At 57.2% G+C, this 18,548-nt stretch carries 18 protein-coding genes and 3 tRNA genes; 10 read left to right on the top strand and 11 right to left on the bottom strand.

Going from position 1 to position 18,548, the window contains the following annotated elements; translation table 11 throughout:
* Positions 1 to 126 precede the first annotated feature (126 nt).
* A tRNA-Lys gene (locus tag QP995_RS09625) sits at positions 127 to 199 on the bottom strand.
* A 652-nt stretch (positions 200 to 851) separates the two neighbouring features.
* Between QP995_RS09625 and QP995_RS09620 the strand changes: the two genes are divergently transcribed.
* Positions 852 to 2,021, top strand: a complete 1,170-nt coding sequence (locus tag QP995_RS09620) for a L,D-transpeptidase (RefSeq protein WP_016422276.1) — start codon at positions 852 to 854, stop codon at positions 2,019 to 2,021.
* Between the two features lie 53 nt (positions 2,022 to 2,074).
* Here QP995_RS09620 and QP995_RS09615 read toward each other — a convergent pair whose 3' ends face one another.
* On the bottom strand, positions 2,075 to 2,758 hold the full coding sequence (locus QP995_RS09615; RefSeq protein ID WP_284853155.1) for a LuxR C-terminal-related transcriptional regulator: 684 nt from the start codon (positions 2,756 to 2,758) through the stop codon (positions 2,075 to 2,077).
* 61 nt (positions 2,759 to 2,819) lie between these two features.
* The gene (locus QP995_RS09610; protein ID WP_284853154.1) at positions 2,820 to 4,025 is read right to left on the bottom strand and encodes a sensor histidine kinase; all 1,206 of its coding nucleotides are present in this window, start codon (positions 4,023 to 4,025) and stop codon (positions 2,820 to 2,822) included.
* 149 nt (positions 4,026 to 4,174) lie between these two features.
* Between QP995_RS09610 and QP995_RS09605 the strand changes: the two genes are divergently transcribed.
* On the top strand, positions 4,175 to 5,191 hold the full coding sequence (locus tag QP995_RS09605) for an FtsX-like permease family protein (protein ID WP_049193207.1): 1,017 nt from the start codon (positions 4,175 to 4,177) through the stop codon (positions 5,189 to 5,191).
* A gap of 102 nt (positions 5,192 to 5,293) precedes the next feature.
* Positions 5,294 to 6,088, top strand: coding sequence for an ABC transporter ATP-binding protein (locus QP995_RS09600; RefSeq protein ID WP_049172923.1), 795 nt, complete (start codon positions 5,294 to 5,296; stop codon positions 6,086 to 6,088).
* Between the two features lie 104 nt (positions 6,089 to 6,192).
* Here the strand turns inward: QP995_RS09600 and QP995_RS09595 are convergent.
* Positions 6,193 to 6,268: transfer RNA gene (locus QP995_RS09595), tRNA-His, on the bottom strand.
* A gap of 142 nt (positions 6,269 to 6,410) precedes the next feature.
* Positions 6,411 to 7,064, bottom strand: coding sequence for an oligoribonuclease (gene orn, locus QP995_RS09590; protein ID WP_069359325.1), 654 nt, complete (start codon positions 7,062 to 7,064; stop codon positions 6,411 to 6,413).
* 281 nt (positions 7,065 to 7,345) lie between these two features.
* Here orn and QP995_RS09585 point away from each other — a divergent pair, with 281 nt between their 5' ends.
* Entirely contained in the window at positions 7,346 to 7,990 is a 645-nt protein-coding gene (locus QP995_RS09585; protein ID WP_069359324.1) for a TetR/AcrR family transcriptional regulator, read from the top strand.
* A gap of 146 nt (positions 7,991 to 8,136) precedes the next feature.
* Here the strand turns inward: QP995_RS09585 and QP995_RS09580 are convergent, their stop codons facing one another.
* From QP995_RS09580 to QP995_RS09560, 5 genes are all read right to left on the bottom strand, one after another.
* Positions 8,137 to 8,724, bottom strand: coding sequence for a site-specific integrase (locus tag QP995_RS09580; RefSeq protein WP_284853153.1), 588 nt, complete (start codon positions 8,722 to 8,724; stop codon positions 8,137 to 8,139).
* Entirely contained in the window at positions 8,715 to 8,945 is a 231-nt protein-coding gene (locus QP995_RS09575; protein ID WP_284807255.1) for a site-specific integrase, read from the bottom strand. Before QP995_RS09575 ends, QP995_RS09580 begins: the two co-directional genes overlap by 10 nt.
* A 74-nt stretch (positions 8,946 to 9,019) precedes the next feature.
* Entirely contained in the window at positions 9,020 to 10,108 is a 1,089-nt protein-coding gene (locus QP995_RS09570) for a type I restriction enzyme HsdR N-terminal domain-containing protein (RefSeq protein ID WP_069359323.1), read from the bottom strand.
* A 78-nt stretch (positions 10,109 to 10,186) separates the two neighbouring features.
* On the bottom strand, positions 10,187 to 10,804 hold the full coding sequence (locus QP995_RS09565; protein WP_049189877.1) for a DUF4352 domain-containing protein: 618 nt from the start codon (positions 10,802 to 10,804) through the stop codon (positions 10,187 to 10,189).
* A 14-nt stretch (positions 10,805 to 10,818) separates the two neighbouring features.
* Complete coding sequence (locus QP995_RS09560; RefSeq protein WP_240593300.1) at positions 10,819 to 11,115, bottom strand: hypothetical protein; 297 nt, start codon at positions 11,113 to 11,115, stop codon at positions 10,819 to 10,821.
* A gap of 91 nt (positions 11,116 to 11,206) precedes the next feature.
* Here QP995_RS09560 and QP995_RS09555 point away from each other — a divergent pair, with 91 nt between their 5' ends.
* Positions 11,207 to 11,446: a hypothetical protein gene (locus tag QP995_RS09555; protein WP_070653404.1), complete on the top strand. Its 240-nt coding sequence runs from the start codon at positions 11,207 to 11,209 to the stop codon at positions 11,444 to 11,446.
* Positions 11,447 to 12,097: 651 nt separating this feature from the next.
* On the opposite strand, the gene QP995_RS09550 is transcribed toward QP995_RS09555, so the two are convergent.
* Positions 12,098 to 12,170: transfer RNA gene (locus tag QP995_RS09550), tRNA-Arg, on the bottom strand.
* A gap of 86 nt (positions 12,171 to 12,256) precedes the next feature.
* Between QP995_RS09550 and QP995_RS09545 the strand changes: the two genes are divergently transcribed.
* From QP995_RS09545 to QP995_RS09525, 5 genes are all read left to right on the top strand, one after another.
* Positions 12,257 to 14,404, top strand: a complete 2,148-nt coding sequence (locus QP995_RS09545) for a bifunctional copper resistance protein CopD/cytochrome c oxidase assembly protein (protein ID WP_069359320.1) — start codon at positions 12,257 to 12,259, stop codon at positions 14,402 to 14,404.
* A gap of 232 nt (positions 14,405 to 14,636) precedes the next feature.
* Positions 14,637 to 15,197 carry a single-stranded DNA-binding protein gene (locus QP995_RS09540; RefSeq protein WP_049170979.1) on the top strand — a complete coding sequence of 187 codons (561 nt, stop codon included), beginning with the start codon at positions 14,637 to 14,639 and terminating at the stop codon, positions 15,195 to 15,197.
* 285 nt (positions 15,198 to 15,482) lie between these two features.
* Entirely contained in the window at positions 15,483 to 17,153 is a 1,671-nt protein-coding gene (ettA, locus tag QP995_RS09535) for an energy-dependent translational throttle protein EttA (protein ID WP_016422285.1), read from the top strand.
* A 135-nt stretch (positions 17,154 to 17,288) separates the two neighbouring features.
* Positions 17,289 to 17,732, top strand: a complete 444-nt coding sequence (locus tag QP995_RS09530; RefSeq protein WP_016422286.1) for an acyl-CoA thioesterase — start codon at positions 17,289 to 17,291, stop codon at positions 17,730 to 17,732.
* A gap of 6 nt (positions 17,733 to 17,738) precedes the next feature.
* Complete coding sequence (locus QP995_RS09525; protein ID WP_070607783.1) at positions 17,739 to 18,542, top strand: DUF8185 domain-containing protein; 804 nt, start codon at positions 17,739 to 17,741, stop codon at positions 18,540 to 18,542.
* Positions 18,543 to 18,548: the final 6 nt, after the last annotated feature.

Genomic DNA, 18,548 nt, shown 5'->3' with positions numbered 1-18,548 from the left:
CCGGAAAGGGCCCATGAGATAAAAAGGGCCCACCCGGCGACACACCGAGCGGACACACTTTTTGTCACTTAACCCTTATGCAACAAAAAGACCGGGAGGGTATTTCTACCTTCCCGGTCTGTATTGTGCGCCATCAGGGACTCGAACCCCGAACCCGCTGATTAAGAGTCAGCTGCTCTGCCAGTTGAGCTAATGGCGCTTACTGTTTCCTGCTTGGTGCTCTCTGTGTGAGCTCCTCGCCGGCAACGAGAAGATATATAACCAGGTTTCTGATTGTTTGTAAAATCGGCTGGTCAGATGCTGTTTTTGAATTGATGTTTTTGCATGTTTTTTGAAAGGTTTTGCGCAACCGTTTGAAAAAAGTTCAAAAAAAGTTTGGAAATCCTCAAAGTGGGGTAGGGCCTGTATCAATGCCATCGACGTTGGGAGTGTGCATAGATGTCGGAGTTACGTTCGACAGTGTTCAGTAACGTCCGGAAGCGTCCGGTGGCACTTTTGAATAGCGAACTGATTACTTTTCGGTAACGCAGCTTCAAGGGGGCGCTGTTTTCCCAGGTCGGTTGAAGTGCCCCGGTTTTTTGGGGTTGCACAGCAATTTTCCAGAGGGTTAACTGTAGGAACCGTTGGGCTACTTTGCGTGCTGCGCCCTGTGAGGGGTTGATGACTGCGATTGGGCAGTCAATAAGGCTTTTCAGTTAGGGCGAGCGTTTTATCGGTGGCTAGTGCCGCTGCAGGGCAGTCTGACCTTTTTCGAGGGCGCACCAGGGGCTGTAGCAGGACTCCGCTGTGTGTCGCAGTGTGTCCCCGGGACTTACTACTTAATAATTGCACTGTTGGAGTGAAGCACGATCATGCGGCAATCTTTTAAGCGCCTGTCGATGGCGGTGGTGACATTTGCGACCACCATCTCGCTAGCTGCTTGTACCGTCGGCGGAGATAATGCCGAGCAGCAAGAGGCGGAGAAGCCAGACGTTGGTCTTGTCGCCAGTGTGAAGGACGACGCCACCGATGTTTCGGTGGTTGACCCGATTTCGGTTCAGGTGGAAGAGGGACATCGCCTGGACAAGGTTGTTATGACCAACCCTGAGGGCAAAGAGGTCAAGGGCAAGCTCGACTCCAGTGGTACCAAGTGGACCACTGCAGAACCCCTGGGCTACTCAAAGACCTATGAGATTAACGCCACCTCGGGCACAGAAAAGCTGGCTACTTCTTTCACCACCGTCGAGCCGACTTCTCAGGTAAATGGTTACCTGTCCCCGCTGGATGGTTCCACCGTGGGTGTCGGTCAGACTATTGCTGTGAAATTCAGCGCGAGTATTTCGGACCGCAAGGCTGCTGAGGAAGCAATTAAGGTGACCACCGAGCCTAAGGTGGAAGGCGCTTTCTACTGGCTGAATAACAGTGAGGTGCGCTGGCGTCCAAAGGAGTACTGGAAGCCGGGGACCAAGGTTACCGTGAAGTCCGATATTTACGGCACGGATCTTGGTGACGATATGTACGGTGCGGAGTCCGCCGAAACCAGCTTCACTATCGGTGATGAAGTCATCGCTATCGCTGATGATGCGACGAAGACCATGGTCATTAAGAAGAACGGTGAAGTCGTAAACTCCATGCCTATCTCTATGGGGTCGAATGTTCACCCGACTCCGAATGGCCAGTACATCATCGGTGATCGCAACGAGACCATGGTGATGGACTCCCGTACCTACGGCCTGTCTCTGGAAAACGGTGGCTACGTCACGCCGGTTAACTACGCAACGCAGATGTCCTACTCCGGTATCTACGTCCACGGTGCACCGTGGTCAACGTGGGCACAGGGCAGCGTCAACCAGTCTCACGGTTGCATCAACGTCACTGACGCCAACGCTAAGTGGTTCCTGGACAACACTAAGCGCGGTGACATCGTGATTGTGAAGAATACGATTGGTGAGACGCTCTCCGGTGTTGATGGACTAGGTGACTGGAACATCCCGTGGGAGACCTGGAAGAAGGGCAACGCCGACGAGACCAGCTCCTGGTAGCTCATGTCCTCTAAGTGAGGCCATCACTTAAGCCACGCGGGTTAGTCCGTTTCCTAATCACCCAACATTCCCAGCTCCTGCGCCCGAGCAACAGCCGCGGTGCGGGAGCTGACGTCTAGCTTGGTGAAAATATGTACCAGATGCGATTTCACAGTCGCTTCGGTGAGCACCAGCTGTTCTGCAATTTTTCTATTCGACATACCCCGCGCGACCAACTCGAGCACCTCGAGTTCGCGCGGGGTTAGTGCTGTATTGGGGTTGCGCATCCGACCCATCAAACGACCGGCCACCTGTGTGTTCAGCACGGTCTCGCCGCGGACGGCACGACGGATACCATCGATGAGCTCTTCCGGAGCGGCATCCTTCAGCAGATAACCAACTGCGCCTGCGGTGACAGCGCCGAGCACATCGGAGTCCGAAGAATAATTGGTCACCACCAACACTTCTGGGGCCTTTGCGCCGCGCCCGGCCAGTGCGCGGATGGCTGCGGTGGCATCGACTCCGCCTGCGCGGGTAGCGGTGCCAGGGGCCTCACCAAAGCGAAGGTCCATGAGTACCAGATCGATGTGGCCGCAAGAGTCGTCGTCAAGCGATGCGCGCACCTTCTCGACCGCCTCGTCACCGCTGGCCGCCTCGCCGACCACGACGATATCCGGCGCCGATTCAACGACTGCGCGAAGACCAGCGCGCACGATGGGATGATCGTCGGCGATGAGGACTCCGATGGGCTTGGTCACCTGGCTAACTCCTCGGGTGATGTGAATGGTCGTTTCCTACCTGCATACCAGGCGCGGGACTTTAAGAGGCGAGCTCGTGCGGGATGCTGACGCTGACACCGCAGCCACGCCCCGGTTCCGACTCGATGGTGAAGGTGCCGCCGAGCTTCTCCACGCGTCGGCGCGCGTTGGCGATCCCCACGCTGTCGTCGTTAGTTGGTGCGGTGGGGTCGAAGCCGATGCCGTTGTCGACGCAGTCGAGCAGAATCTCGTCGGGCTGGTAGGTCAGGGTGACACGGCAACGCGTGGCGTGTGCATGCTTGACGACGTTCGCCAAGCTCGCCTGGGCCACCCTGATGATGGTTGCTTCGACGGTGGCCGGCAGCCGCGTGGGTGTGCCGTCGACGCAGAAGCTGACAGCATCGCCCAGCACCGTGGAGGAGCAGACTTTCTCCAACGCACCGGATAGGTCTGCGCCTTCGAGGGGAGCCGGCTGAAGTGCTGCGATGATGCGCCGGGTCTCGGCGAGATTGTCGGCCGCAACCTTGCGGGCGAGCTGTAGCGAATCCACCGAGGTCTGGTCATGCTGAGTGGGAGCACTTTTCATGCGGGACTCCACCGAATGCAGCAGCAGCTGGATGGAGGAAAGCCCCTGCGCCACGGTGTCATGAATATCGGCTGCGAGGCGTGCGCGTTCGTCCAGCTCACCGGCACGACGGGACAGTGCTTCCGAGTGGGCGCGGGCAGCTGAGAGCTCCTCCAGCGCCTTGGTCTTTTCGATAGTCTCCTTCTGCAGGAGCCGGAACCCCAGCCCCACCGTGAGTACAAACGTCCCACCCAGAATGGGGCCGAGGACACCACCAAATGTTAGCGGAGTATGGATAGCGATGGCGCCAATTGCCGTCGCCGTTGTCGCCGCCACCATGATTACGGCCATAAGGCCGCCGGTTACCTGCAAAATTACGAAAAACAGTGGGAAAACCAGGAACGAGGCGTCCAGCGTTGCAAACGCCAACGCCGCCCAGCACAGCAGCAGAATCACAAGCCAGCCCAACAGCAGGCCACGCGGCTTAGTCAGCGCGACCTCGTTGGCTACGTTGCCATGCCGAGCCTGCCCAATCGGCCCAATGGAACCTGCAATGTACACCGCTAGAAAGCACGCCGCATAGGTGATGATTCGCCACTGCGGATCCGGAACCACGCATACCGCCAGCAGCACCAGCACCAAAACATCCAGGGCAAACCGCAGTAATTGCCAGCTGCGATTCAGGGTCTCAGGAGTATCCACGCTCTCGAGCTTAGGGCAGTTCCACCTGCCAAAACACCGCTGACAAGCCGGAATTGTCAACATCAACCGAAAGTTGGAGACGAAGTTCAACCTCCCTGGCGATTAAATCCGCCTTTGAATCCACGACCATAATGAGTATGTACCAGTCAATGAAAGAACTTCGAGCCGCTCCAGGCCGTGCCGCACTGATCACCATCACCGTCGGCATGATTGCTGTGATGGTCACGTTCCTCTCGGCTTTGGCTGCCGGACTGTCAGCCCAGTCCGTCTCCGCACTTGACGAGGTCTACGGCAAAAACGACGCCGTCGTCATCTCGGAGGGGGCTACGTCGCTGTCGTCGTCAAGCATCGGCGAGACGGCGCGAAAGAGCGTCCAGACGTGGGCGAACGATAACAACGCCACCATCCGCGATGTCTACGTCAGTCGTGCGCGCGTCGATGAAACGCCCGTCACCGTCATCTCCGACTTTTCGCTTAACGACGACCAGGTGGCCGTCACCGACGGTGTCAGTGAAACCGCCATTGCGGAAGGTGACTCGCTGACCCTGTCTGGCGCGATGGGCGAGCACGAGGCCACCGTTGCGCGCGTGGCGGGGGATAAGTGGTTGGACCACCAAGCGGTCATTTATGCCGGGCGCGGTGTGATGGAAGACCTGACACCGGGGCAGATGGTGCCGGCGGCGATGGTTGTCGACGAGTCTGCGACGCAGCTGCCGAATGTCCCGGAAGGAACAATTCTGCGCGACGGCGAGCGCAATAACCTGTCGGCTTCCTATCAGGGCGAGCAGACCTCGCTGAACGCGATGACCTCGATGCTGTATGTGATTTCTGCGCTGGTGGTAGGCGCGTTCTTCACAGTGTGGACTGTTCAACGACTGCGTGGTGTGGCCATTTCCTCGGCGCTCGGTGCGTCCCGCTCCGTGCTGGTGGCTGACTCTCTGGCGCAGGTCCTGGCCGTGCTGGCAATCGGAGTCGGCGGCGGTGTTGCGGTGACTGCAGCGGCGGGCTGGGCTCTGCAGAGCGGCGACGTCATGCCAATTGTGGTCGATGCTTCCACGACCGTCGTGCCGGGGCTCATTCTGGCCGTGACCGGCGTAGTTGGTGCGCTGCTGGCACTGGTGCCGGTATTCCGCGTCGATCCGACCACCGCATTGGCGAATGCGTAGTGGCTCGTTAGCACGGCCTAGCACGGCGGCTTCCCACAGAACACTCACATCGTGTTAATCATGCACAACCTGCAACTGAGGAATTGAGGAATTGAGGACAAAATGACTACCTATATCGACAACCAGGCTCCCGTGGCACTCGCTCTGAAGAACATCTCGCTGACCGTCCAAGATGGCGACAACAAACGCACCATTTTGGATGACATCTCGCTGAAGATCCGGGCAGGCGAGGTAGTGGGACTGGTCGGACCATCGGGTTCCGGCAAGTCGACTCTGTTGACCATCGCAGGTTGTTTGAAGAGTGCCGATACCGGACATGTCACGCTGTACTCCAACAAGCAGGACGCGAACGGTGCAGGCGCGGACGAGAGTGCGGAAAGGAAGGCCATTGATCTGAGCGCTCGCGGCGCGGATGCTGCCAAGATTCGTCGCGAACACATCGGCATCGTTTTCCAGCAGCCGAATCTTCTGCCAGCGCTGACGGTCAAGCAGCAGCTCATCGCAATGCGGCGATTGGGCCGTGTTTTCGGGTGGCCCGCGGGTGGCCGTCGTGAAGCGGAGAAGCGCGCAGATGAATTGCTCGAGGCAGTCGGACTGGCTGGGCTGGGAGAACGTCGCGTGAGCCAGCTTTCCGGTGGTCAGCAGGCACGCGTCAATGTTGCGCGCGCACTGATGAATGAGCCGGAAGTGCTGCTAGTCGACGAACCGACCGCGGCTTTGGATCAGAAGAGTGCAGGGGCGGTGACGCGACTGATTATGGATGTGACGCGGAAGATGGGTGTGGCCACCCTGTACATCACCCACGACCTGGGGCAGCTCCACGGTGCCGACCGAATCGTGGAGATGGTTGACGGCAAGCTGCAGTCCGCGGATGCAGGCTTGGTGGCTACTCGGTAGTGACTATGGGGGGGGACTTAGCAGCAAAAAGGCCCACCCCGGCGACGCGCCGGGCGGAAACACAAAAACCCTCGGCCCGGAAAAACCTGGCCGAGGGTTCTACTTGGGGTGACTGACGGGACTCGAACCCGCGACACCCAGGATCACAACCTGGTGCTCTACCAACTGAACTACAGTCACCATTACCGCATTAAAGGAGCTGTTTTCTCAGCTCATCTCTGCAGCGAACTATATGGTAGCCCACAGTGGGCTGGAAACAAAAACAGCAGGTCAACCCGGATGAATTTGGGAAAGGGTGGGGTTTGGGTCGTCGTAAAGCGAGCTAGCCGCGAATCTCACCGTACTTTTCCGTCGATTCCTTGCTTGCGGCAGAAATAGCGTCGCCTTCGGGGCCGGGGTGGGGCAGAAGCATGGCGCGGCGGTAGTAGTCCAGCTCGCGGATCGACTCCTTGATATCTGCAAGAGCTCGGTGAGCGAGACCCTTTTCTGGAGCGCCCTTGAGAACCTGGGGGTACCAGCGGCGGGCCAGTTCCTTGAAGGAAGAGACATCAATCATGCGGTAGTGCAGGTACTGGTCGAGCTCTGGCATGTAGCGGTGAATGAACTTGCGGTCGGAGGCAATCGAGTTGCCTGCCAGCGGAGCGGTGCGGGGCTCAGGAACCCACTGACGGATGTAGTCCAAAACAGCCTGTTCGGCGTCGGCGACATTAGTCTTGCTGTCGCGAATTTCCTGATCCAGGCCGGACTTCGCATGCATCTTGGTGACGAAATCGTCCATCTGCGCCAATTCGGTCTCGGACGCGTGCACGACAATGTCCACGCCTTCCCCGAGGACGTTGAGGTTGGCATCGGTGACGAGAGCCGCGATTTCGACAATGACGTGGCGCTCGGGTTCGAGGCCCGTCATCTCACAGTCAATCCACACGATGCGGTCGAGCTCAGGGGAGAGCTTGAGATCGGGATCGGGCTGAGCCATGATTTCACCTTTCGCTGAGATTCGGCATGATTCGGCAGTGCGCCTCATTTTGTGCCCGGACTGGGCTGTGGGCACACGCTGACTACGCCCAGCTTAGCGATGTGGATTGTGCTGTGGTCGGGCGTGTGGATTGCCGTGTGGTTTGTGGAGCGAATTGTGGGGGAAACGAAATTAACTGGAACGAAAGATCTTAGAATTGGGCAACGGGGCATGAACTAAATCGACCTATTTGCCTGATAAAATTACTTCTGAGTTCGGATTCCAACGGGAGAAATAGTTACATGGATGAGACGAGGCGTGTTGGCGACGCTGCTCAAAGCACCACCGCGGCACAGAAACCATCCGTCGATGATGTCATCATTGCCGCTGCGCGCGAAAGCGTAATGACTGTGGGCTTGCGTAGGACTTCGATTGCAGAAATTGCTCGTAAGGCAGGGGTTTCGCGTCCGACCGTATATCGTCGATACGCCGATATCGGTGAGCTTCTCGCGGAAGTGACCAACCGCGAAATCCTGCACCTGCTTGAGGGCCTCCGTTATGTCCCTGGCGATTCGCGCGCTCGTATGTTGCTGCGTATTCGAATCGTCGTCCAACGCATCATCGAAGGTGACTTTTTCCCTGGCCTAGTCAAGACAGACCCTGACCGCGTATTAGAAGTGCTCACTGGAGAGATGAGCGAAACGCAGATGGAAATTGTGGAGAGGTTCATTCTCCCCGGTGTCCGTCACGGGCAGGAAGACGGCACTATTCGCGAGCACGATCCATATCTGCTTGCGCGCAACATTTACCGTCTGATTCAGACGATGGTGCTGGTGTGGCGCCCGGATGGCAAAGACGCGGCGCTAGACAAGAAATCTGTCGAAGAGGTCGTCGACATGGTCGACCGTTACTTGCGCCCGGATCCTGCGGATAACAAGAAGAACTAAGAAGTAAAAACCCGCCTGATGCTGGTATAAAACCAGTTCAGGCGGGTTATTTTTGCGCCCCCAGAAGGATTCGAACCCACCCATGAAGACGCTATGAACAGCAGAAACGCATGCAAAAACCGGGAAACCGCTGCATTTCCGCTGCATTAAATCACGCCACGCAGCTGCTCATCCATCACGTCCGCCACCGCATCCAAATCGCCGTCAAACAGATCTGCATACGTGTCTAGCGTCATAGCCGCGCTCGCGTGCCCCAGCTGAGACTGCACTACTTTCACTGACGCGCCAGACCCCACCATTAGTCCAGCGGCCACATGCCGCAGGCCATGCGGAGTCACATACGGGAACTTCTTGTCAGCCTTCATGACCCGCTCTAGGTTCCCGTAGTACCAATCCGGCTTACTCGGTGTCGGCAGCGGCCCGCCATTGCCTGCCGGCCGCAGCAGCGCGTCCGGCAGTTTGTCTTTCAGCAGTGGCTTCAGCATGGCCATGACCTTTTTCGGCACTGCCACCGTGCGCTGCTCGTGTGTCTTCGGCGTGCCGATAATAACTTTGCTACCAACGGTGACGGCATTGCGCTCTACGTGTATACGGCCGCGTAGAACATTGACGTCACGGACTCGTAGCGCTGCGGCCTCGCCCCACCGCAGCCCGGTAGTAGCCAAAAGCCAGATGAGCTCAGGACGCTTAGAACCCTTGGCTAGGGTCTTGACCTGCTCGGCGGTCAGGTACACCTTTTCGCCTTCGGTTTGCGCGGCAGACGCACACCACGGGCTGGATTAGAGGCCAGCACCCCGTCACCAACAGCGACATCGAGAACCTGCGCGAGACAAGCGTGCGCCTTCCTTACTGTCGACGCGCCAGCGCTAAACTCGGCCAGCCAGGTTTGCACGTCAGAGCGTTTAATCCGGCCAATCTGCCACCCACCCCAGTACGGATCCACATGCAGCGGCATCCTGGGGCGTTCCCTGAATTGGTGTCGGGTCGAGCGCCCCTATCATTATTTTTATGTCTGCTGCGCCATTGGCGTTACTGATCGCGAAGCGCTATACAGCGCTCGCGAAGAAGCTGCGCATGCTCGTAAATCTCATCAACCGCACCGAGGTCAAATACTTGTTCAGTGCGCGACGCATCGAAGATACCGATACGTGGAACGCGCCGGTCGAAGTACAAACGAGCAATCGGATTCCGGTTGTTATCGCGGTACAAAATTGCGCAATATGATTTCGCGTCACGCATGGTCACATCAGAAACAGAGACTTCGCTGCAGCAAATTGCGCGGATAATTCCAAATGCCTGCAACTCTTCTTCCGTTGTCACGATTCCGGAATCATCAGTTTCCTCCGGTTCGGCAGGGGAGGCGGTAGCAGCCGACGGTGCCGGTGTCGCACCTGGGACTTCATCAAAATCCTGGGCCGAACGCAACCGACGATTCGCCTCATCTTTAAGAAACTGAGATTGAGCTGTCGAGACAAGTTTGGTGAAAATCTCAAGGTTTTGCGCTGTCATGCGGCGCGATGTCACTCGAGATGCGATGAGCCTAACCCAATCAGCATCTGGTTCCTTGAACTGTGATGCCAGAACCTTGCGAATTTCAGAAATGTATTTGAGTTGCTCAGCGCTTGCCGCAATCGTTTCAGAATCGAAGCGAGTCTTTGTGCACATCTCGAGGTGCGGGAAGACACGCGCATCGATGTTAGCGAGGTCGATTGTCATGAATGGCTTTTCGTCCATTCGATTCGCTGCGTCTAGCTGTGCATAGAATTCGTACACTTCACCGTTGGTAAGAATCGCAAACTCGGTATCTGTGACATTGAAGTATCGGACAAGCTGATTCGCGTGATCTAGTCGGAGCGGTTCTCCGATTTTCTTGCATTCGATAAGGAATCGGAAGTCATCACCTGATTTGATGGCGAAGTCTACTTTTTCTCCCTTTTTTACGCCCACGTCCGCGGTATATTCCGGGATAACCTCACGGGGGTCTGTGACGTCGTAGCCGAGGACGGTGCTTATGAAGGGGATGATAAAGGCCGTTTTTGTGGCTTCTTCCGTTTCGATAATTGGCTTTAGTTCTCGAACCTTGGCGGCGAGACTCTGGACTGCTTGGTCAATGCTCATGGTTATTGCCTTTCTTTGGTGGCTCGGCAGACGGTGAAGAAAATGAGTCGGCGTGAATGCCCTATTTTCCGAGTTCGCTTACTCCGATTCTCGAATATCGACGAACTCGAGATCGTCATAGCTAACATCTGGGTTTGTGAATCCAAATACTCCAAGCTCGGTGTCCGATGGAATCTGGTACACCCAAGTCATTTGTGTCTCGAACCCCGGGTTTAGGCTGTCATTGCATTCCGGGTTATCGATAATGCGGTAGAGACTGTCGATGGGGTCGTAAACCTGATTTTCGGTGTTGATTAGTAGTGCTCGAACGGCAAATCCGCATGTGAGATCCATTGGGGACTGTCCGGTGTTCTTCACGTCAGTTTTGACGATGGCGTATTCACCTTTGTCAGCGTTGAGAGTTTCATTTGGCATGTAGCCGCGTTTGTATCCGTCAGCGTAGAGCTCGATACTGTCTGAACGTGTGACTGATTCGACAGTGAGGGTGACTCCAGGTGCTTCGATTGGTTCTCCAATTGGGTGCAGGGTGATCTCTTCAGCAACGTCACCTGAGTCTGTCGGAGCACTTTCTTGAGCTGGGGTGAAGATTAGTAATGCTAAGAAGAGTACAAGCAGAAAAGACGCGGCGATGAACCACCAGCGCTTATAGAACGGCTTCCTTGCGGCGGCTTGCGTAGTGCGGTCTTCGAAAGTCATTGCGTTTCCTTTGTTTATTGAGAGCGCCAGCGGGCTTGGCCGTCCGGGCCGGCGGAGCAGGTCATAGGTGTGCCGTTCTTACTGACTCCTGTTCCTCCTCCTGAACAGTAAGCGCCTGGGGTTACGTAGGATTCCTGCTGTTCAGGGGCCGGCGCGGCGGGAGCTGGAGCTGGTTCTGGTGTCGCCGCCGGCTGCTGCGCCATCATCCGGGAGGCGCACTGCTGCGTCCAGCCGCTTGAACCGTCGGTGAAGAATGTTGTCCCGGTCTCATGCAAAGCGGGGTCGCCGCAGGATGCCACGGTTTTGTTCATTTCAGATGGTTCTGCCTGGCCTGGGGCTTCGGTATACCCTGTTGTGCGTGCGGACGTGGACTCACCTCCACGGGGTGAAGAGGTAGGTTCGGTGGTGTGCTCTAGGGTGGGGTTGGGGCTGTTCTTTGGGCTTGATGATTCAGACGGAGAATCAGTGGTGGATTCAGTGGACGTGGTGCTTGACGGCGAGGACGTTGATGTCGAGCTGGTCGACATGTTGCTGCTTGATAGGGAGGGGGCGTTGTTTGATCCGCAGGCAGCGGCGAACGGAATTGCAACACAGGCTGCGATGATGAGGACTCGTTTGGCGGTGTGGGCGGCCATCGCATGATTCCTTTCTTGGCATTCTTTATGACTGCCCTTATTCTGCGTTAAGGTGAATGGTTTTCAATCTTTGACCACTCGACGGGGGTAAATTTGACCTCAAAACCTACTGTAAAACACCCCCGATACATCGCCCGCCGCATGTCCGTGTCCTCTCGAGCAATTCCCGCCACACTGGCAGTAGCTGAGTGGCGAAATCAAATTCCCGGGCTATGGCCCCAGTGGCTGGTTCGTAGATTGCTTCCGCTGCAGCGTACTTGGTATGAGAGATGAGTAGCCCGGCAGTTGTCTGGGCTGCGGAATGTTCTGCTCTGGTGTCGAAATGCGGATTACCAGAGTGGGGTGCGTGAGCCAGTTCACGGGCTCGGCTGTAGAGCCGGTTTGCGGCGCCAAGTGTGGGGGATTTTGCATGCGTTGCCGAATGCCTGGAATCCACCGACCGAGAACTAACCAAGAGCCGTTGCTTCGTTGGTTTGAGTTGTTCGGGATTTCCGAACAGCTGACCGGCGGGGCGTTTTTTCATGCCCAAAATCCGCTGCATTTCCGCTGCATTTAAACCAACAAGAGCCAATCTGAGCCTACATTAGCGGGGTAGTCAGATAGGGTAAACCCCCGCCTGAACTCGAAAAACACCAGTTCATGACGGGGATAGAAAACGCGCCCCCAGAAGGATTCGAACCCTCGACCAATCGGGTAGAAGCCGACTGCTCTGTCCACTGAGCTATGGAGGCTAGCTAAGAAAAGCATTGTAGCGTCTCTAATGTAGCCAATCACAACCGGTTCTGTTCTAGGGACTTTGGTCGCTAAGCTTAGGGCTATGACTGCCACGACCAAGGCCGAGACCTCTCCGCCTGTTAGCAAGGATAAGAAAGTCCGTAAATCTGCTGGTTGGTACGTTGTTTTTGTGCTTATCGGCGGCGTTCTAGCTGGTTTGCTCTCGATGGCGTTCAACATGGATTCGCGCGCCACGTTGGGTATTCCCGATCCCGGCACAATCACCACCTTCGGGTTCCCGTTCGCGAAGGCGGCCGGTGAGCTGCTCGCCTGCCTCGGCGTAGGTTCGTTTATGCTCGCCGCTTTCGGTACGAAGCAGCGTGCCGACGGCACTTTAGGCCTTGATGGCTACACGGCATCCCGCACGGGTATGTGGGCCATGCTCGGCTGGGGCCTCATGGCCTTGATGGAGATTCCGCTGGTGCTCTCCGATGTGTCGGGCCAGCCGCTATCGACGACGATTCAGCTGAGTAACTGGGCTGTGTCGTTGGAGCAGACCAAGGAGGGCTTGGCGTGGCTGTGGGTAGCTATTTTTGCGGGCATTGTGGCGCTTGGTTCATCGCTGACTCGTAAGTGGATTTGGCAGCCGGTGTTCTTCGCCATCAGCTTGGTGTCGATGATGCCGCTGGCGGTTGTAAGCCACAACGCCTCCGGTGGTGCCCATGACTACGGCACTAACTCCTACATCTGGCACTTGACCTTCACTGTGTTTTGGGTTGGCGGTTTGATGGCGCTGGTTGGCCACGCGCGTCGTCGTGGTGAATGGATGCCAGAAGTAGTGAAGCGCTATTCTTTCGTGGCGTTGGTGGCTTTCATCGCCATGTCTGCCTCCGGCTTCATTAACGCAGCCATCAACATTGACTGGTCTGACCTGGTCAGCAACAATTACGGCATCATGGTGCTGGTCAAGGCTGTGCTCACCATCTTCCTGGGTCTATGTGGCTATGTGCACCGCAAGATCACCATTCCGGAGATCGAGCGCGCTCAGTCGAATCGCCCATTCTGGCGCCTGGCCATTGTCGAGGTCATCATCATGGCGCTGACAATCGGCGTTGCCGTAGCTCTGGGCCGTACTCCGCCGCCACCGAATTTCTCTGAGCAGGCCGGTGGTGAAGGCCTGCCGTCGATTACGCAGATGCAGGTCAAGCTCGGTTACAACCTGGAAATCCCATTCGGTTGGGAAGCCATGTTCACGCAGTGGCGCTTTGACATCTTCTTCGGCTCTGCCGCCATCATTGCCGCGTGGATTTACCTGTACTGGCTCTACCTGCTGAAGAAGCGCGGCGGTACCTGGCCACTGTCCAACACCCTGTGGTGGCTCGCTGGTTGTGCCACGTTGCTGTTTACTTCGTGCAGTGCGCTGGGCGTGTACATGCCGGCTCTGTTCTCGGTTCACATGATCGCCCACATGCTTTACTCCATGGGTATTCCGGTCATGCTGGTGCTGGGTGGTCCGGTTACGCTTGCGCTGCGTGCGCTGAAGCCGGCCGGCCGCGATGGTCTGCCGGGTATTCGTGAGTGGCTGGTGGTCTTCATCAACAACCCGGTGTCGCGTTTCCTCACGCACCCGGTCGTGGCAACGGTGCAGTTCGTTGCGGGCTTTTACCTGCTTTACATGACACCGATTTATGACTTCTTGGCTGATGAGCACGCGGGCCACGTGTTCATGAACATCCACTTCTTGATCTCCGGTTACATCTTCTACTGGGTCATTATTGGTGTCGATGCTGCACCACAGCAGATTGAGCCGTCGGTCAAGCTGGTCACGCTGATGGGTTCGTTGCCGTTCCACGCTTGGTTCGGTATTTCGCTGATGCAGTCGCAGAAGGTGCTTGCCGAGACCTACTACGCCAGCCTGGATCTCCCTTGGGCAGTGAATCTCCTGGAAGATCAGAACGTTGGTGGTGCCGTCGCGTGGGCTGCCGGTGAGGTTCCGCTCTACATCGTTACCGTTGCGCTGTTTGTACAGTGGCGGCGTTCCGATGAGAGGGATGCAGCCCGCTACGACCGCGTCGCAGACCGCAACAATGATGAGGAGTTGGCCGCTTACAACGAAATGCTCGCTCGCATGAGCCAGCAGGTCGGTGTTGGTGGCGAGGACGAGCGCGACTACTACACCTCGGAGGTTGACGCGCAGCATCCGGTGCACATGGATAATCCGATTGATGCCTCGAAGAGGCGCGGAAGGTAGCGTCGTTAAGCTGATTTTGCATGCTTGACGACGAGGATTGCCGCGACTTCGCCCCTCAACTTCATACGTAGCCTGTGGATAGTTGTCTTTTCGACAAACTTATCCACAGGCTTTTTATGTACCTCTTTCATTTGTTTCTCGAAGCCGGAAAAGTAATTGGCACGGCACGAATGAGACACCTTCGAATTATTCGGCCGACGTAGGTAAACGCTTTCTTTGGGGGAGGAGCCCGATGTCTGAGGCAGTTATTACCGTGGTGGGCAATGTGGTCCATCATGTGGAAAATCGAAATACCAATTCTGGGGCAAAGGTCTGCAAGTTTTCTGTGGCATCCAGCAAGTCATGGAAGGGGGAGAATGGTTGGGAGCAGTCGGAGACGTCATATTTTGATGTTGAATGTTGGGGCAAGCTCGCCGAGAACGTGAATAACACGGTGTGGAAGGGCCAAGCCGTCATTGTCCACGGTCACGTTCGTACGGATCGCTGGGAGGGCGATGATGGTACGAAGCATCAGCGCCAGAAGATCATTGCTAAGGCGGTAGGTCCGAATCTGCGCCGTCACCTGGCAACGGTGAAGACTATGACTGAGAAGCCGCATGAGTCGCCGACTGGTCTTGGTGAGTCATCGACTGGGGATTCGGAAGCTTCGGTTACTGAGACAGTTGCGTCTCAGGCCGGGGCCGTGCGCACCTTCACTGCTAGTACGGGCGGCGCTGGTGAGGCGGGGAACACAGGTGCAGCTAGTTCGGAGCAGCGAGAAATGGCTGATGCAGGAGTCAGTGCGCCGTTCTAACCCAGGAGCCAGTACATCGTTGTAGAGCGGAATGAGGGGGAGCCGCTGAAAGAGCGGAAAGAGGGGAGGGGTAATTACTGCACGTGAGGTGACGCTGCTGAGAAAGGGGAGGGATCGCATACGATTCGGCAGCGTTATCTCGCAGCTAGTTTTGCTAGGAGCCTGGCAGAGATTTTGGTGGGAAAGGATTGCGGGTACGCCCATGTAGATTGTGCCTTTTGGTTCCTATGCGTAACCTCTACAGGGATTGCTTATTTCCTTTCTACGAGGGGACGAAATTCCACCATGGGTGAGTTCATCTACCAGATGAAAAACGTGCGCAAGGCGCACGGCGATAAGGTTATTCTCGACAACGTCACCATGGCGTTTTACCCGGGCGCAAAGATCGGCGTGGTCGGTCCGAACGGCGCAGGTAAGTCGTCGATTCTGAAGATTATGGCTGGCCTTGATCAGCCGAGTAACGGTGAAGCTTTCCTGGAGCCGGGCGCCACTGTCGGCATCCTGCTGCAGGAGCCTCCGCTGAATGAGGAGAAGACCGTTCGCGGCAACGTCGAGGAGGGCCTCGGCGACATCTTCGAGAAGAAGGCTCGTTTTGAAGCCATCGCCGAGGAGATGGCCACCAATTACACCGACGAGCTCATGGAAGAAATGGGCAAGCTCCAGGAGGAGCTCGACGCCGCTGATGCTTGGGAGCTGGATTCCAAGATTGAGCAGGCAATGGATGCGCTTCGCTGCCCGCCGGCGGACGAGCCGGTTACTCACCTCTCCGGTGGTGAGCGTCGTCGTGTAGCACTGGCAAAGCTGCTGCTCTCCGAGCCGGACCTGCTGCTTCTCGACGAGCCGACTAACCACCTGGACGCCGAGTCTGTGCTGTGGCTCGAGCAGCACCTGGCTAAGTACCCGGGTGCCGTCCTGGCCGTGACCCACGACCGTTACTTCCTGGATCACGTCGCTGGCTGGATCTGTGAGGTCGACCGCGGCAAGCTCTACCCGTACGAGGGCAATTACTCGACTTACCTGGAGAAGAAGGCTGAGCGCCTCGAGGTTGCAGGTAAGAAGGACGCCAAGCTGCAGAAGCGCCTGAAGGACGAGCTGGCGTGGGTCCGCTCGGGTCAGAAGGCTCGCCAGGCCAAGAACAAGGCCCGTCTGGAGCGCTACGAGCAGATGGTGGAGGAAGCCGAGCAGTACAAGAAGCTCGACTTCGAAGAGATCCAGATTCCGACCCCGCCGCGCCTGGGTAACCAGGTTGTTGAGGTCAAGGACCTGGAGAAGGGCTTCGATGGCCGCGTCCTGATTAAGGACCTGTCGTTCACCCTGCCGCGTAACGGCATCGTCGGTGTGATTGGCCCGAACGGTGTGGGTAAGTCCACCCTGTTCAAGACCATCGTGGGTCTGGAGCAGCCGGATTCCGGTGAGGTCAAGGTCGGTCAGACTGTTCAGCTCAGCTACGTTGACCAGGGTCGTGAAAACATCGATCCGGAAAAGACCGTCTGGGAGGTTGTCTCTGATGGTCTCGACTACATCGTGGTCGGCCAGAACGAGATGCCGTCTCGTGCGTACCTGTCTGCATTCGGTTTCAAGGGTGCGGACCAGCAGAAGCCGTCGAAGGTTCTCTCCGGTGGTGAGCGCAACCGTCTGAACCTCGCGCTGACCCTGAAGCAGGGCGGTAACCTGATCCTCCTGGATGAGCCGACTAACGACCTTGACGTCGAAACCCTGTCTTCGCTGGAAAACGCACTGCAGAACTTCCCGGGCTGTGCCGTGGTCATTTCCCACGACCGTTGGTTCCTGGACCGCACCTGTACCCACATCCTCGCATGGGAAGGCAACTTCGAAGAGGGCAAGTGGTTCTGGTTCGAGGGCAACTTCGAGGGCTACGAGAAGAACAAGATTGAGCGTTACGGCGAGGAGGCTGCACGCCCGTCGCGCGTCACGCACCGTCGCCTGACCCGATAATCTGTTTCGCGCGAATCTGATTTTTGCCAACGGCAAAGTCCGGAACCTTGTGGACTGGCTCGCACCAGTGCACAGGTCCCGGGCTTTCGCGTATTCGCAGGCTCGTAGCTCCAGAAAACGCCTATAGTTCTGGGTATGACTGAATCAGCACCATTTCGTACCAACGTCGCTATCCGCTGGTCTGATTTCGATCAGTATGGCCACGCCAACAACACCGCTTTCCTGGAATACGCCCAGCAGGCTCGTCTGGACTTTGTGATGCGCGGTCTCGGCGGCGGGGCAGGGATGCCTGCGGCAGTGGTGCGTCGCCTGGAGATTGACTACGTCCGCGCTATTTTGCCGGACACCCAGGAAGTTGTGGTTGAGACCGAGATCATCAACTTCGGTCGCACCTCTTTCACACTTCGCCAGACAATCTCCGACCAGCATGATCACATCGTTGCTGTGCTCGAAACCGTGATGGTGATGTTTGATCTCAAGACTGCGAAGGCAGTCGAGCTCTCCCCGTCTGCCCGCCGTGAACTGGAGCGTTTTGCAGCTCCCGCAATCGAAGACAACAAGGAAGACCAGGACAAGTAATTCGCCGTGACCACTTCTCATCCCGCTGCCGAGCTGACCTTTGGCACTCCCGATGCCCTGAAGAATCTGGGTGTCCTGGCCCATAAGGCCTACGCCCTCGACGAGAGCACGTTGCTACGCATCCGAGCACGTAAGACCGCCGCCGCTGGTATCAGTTCCTCGTCGGCACCTAACGCTGCGCCCGCAATGTCGCAGGTATGGGTGAAGACCCCAATCGGCCCGCTCGCCATGCGCACGATTGCGCTGCACGCGCTTCCCGACGACATCATCGTCACCGCCGCGGAGATTAAAGACATCGCAGTGCGTGCCTTTGCGCAGGCAAAAACTGCTGAGGACGAAGAGGAGAAAGAAGCTTCGCTCACCGCGATGCCATACCGCGTGCATGCGCAGTCGGCGTCCTCCTGGCCGGGATTCCTGCCAGTGCCGGAAGGATGGCAGGTTGTCGACTATGTTCCAGCGACTGCTTTCCGGACTCTCGAGAAGCAGGGGCGCGCGGTCGCCGTCGAATCTTCCGGCCCGATGGGCATGCCACCGTCTCTGCTGGACCAAAAGGTTCTCACTGTCAGCGGCGGTACCGGTGAAGCCACTGTTGATACAGGGGAGGGGCAGTCGCAGGCGACGTCGAAAAGCGTCGTGGACGTGACCATGCGGGACGTGTTTGCGCTGTGCACGATGGGCTTCATCCCGGAGCAACCGGATGAAAAAGAGCCGGTGCGCGTGTCCGCAAAGGGACGGTGGCACCGGCTGGATGGGCGGTTTGGCTCGATCTTTACGCTCGAGTCCTTTGGCGTACTGCCGCTGCTGAACTAGCGGCGC

It is taken from the genome of Corynebacterium sp. MSK032 (assembly GCF_030232065.1).
GTDB lineage: Bacteria > Actinomycetota > Actinomycetes > Mycobacteriales > Mycobacteriaceae > Corynebacterium > Corynebacterium jeikeium_D.
Note: the sequence above shows the minus strand (reverse complement) of the source record. Positions and strands in the feature narration are given on the sequence as shown.

Coding starts and splice junctions, on each gene's coding strand:
- QP995_RS09620 (WP_016422276.1), top strand. CDS start 852: ATGCGGCAATCTTTTAAGCGCCTGTCGATGGCGGTGGTGACATTTGCG.
- QP995_RS09605 (WP_049193207.1), top strand. CDS start 4,175: ATGAAAGAACTTCGAGCCGCTCCAGGCCGTGCCGCACTGATCACCATC.
- QP995_RS09600 (WP_049172923.1), top strand. CDS start 5,294: ATGACTACCTATATCGACAACCAGGCTCCCGTGGCACTCGCTCTGAAG.
- orn (WP_069359325.1), bottom strand. CDS start 7,064: ATGGCTCAGCCCGATCCCGATCTCAAGCTCTCCCCTGAGCTCGACCGC.
- QP995_RS09585 (WP_069359324.1), top strand. CDS start 7,346: ATGGATGAGACGAGGCGTGTTGGCGACGCTGCTCAAAGCACCACCGCG.
- QP995_RS09575 (WP_284807255.1), bottom strand. CDS start 8,945: ATGCCGCTGCATGTGGATCCGTACTGGGGTGGGTGGCAGATTGGCCGG.
- QP995_RS09570 (WP_069359323.1), bottom strand. CDS start 10,108: ATGAGCATTGACCAAGCAGTCCAGAGTCTCGCCGCCAAGGTTCGAGAA.
- QP995_RS09565 (WP_049189877.1), bottom strand. CDS start 10,804: ATGACTTTCGAAGACCGCACTACGCAAGCCGCCGCAAGGAAGCCGTTC.
- QP995_RS09560 (WP_240593300.1), bottom strand. CDS start 11,115: ATGAACAAAACCGTGGCATCCTGCGGCGACCCCGCTTTGCATGAGACC.
- QP995_RS09545 (WP_069359320.1), top strand. CDS start 12,257: ATGACTGCCACGACCAAGGCCGAGACCTCTCCGCCTGTTAGCAAGGAT.
- QP995_RS09540 (WP_049170979.1), top strand. CDS start 14,637: ATGTCTGAGGCAGTTATTACCGTGGTGGGCAATGTGGTCCATCATGTG.
- ettA (WP_016422285.1), top strand. CDS start 15,483: ATGGGTGAGTTCATCTACCAGATGAAAAACGTGCGCAAGGCGCACGGC.
- QP995_RS09530 (WP_016422286.1), top strand. CDS start 17,289: ATGACTGAATCAGCACCATTTCGTACCAACGTCGCTATCCGCTGGTCT.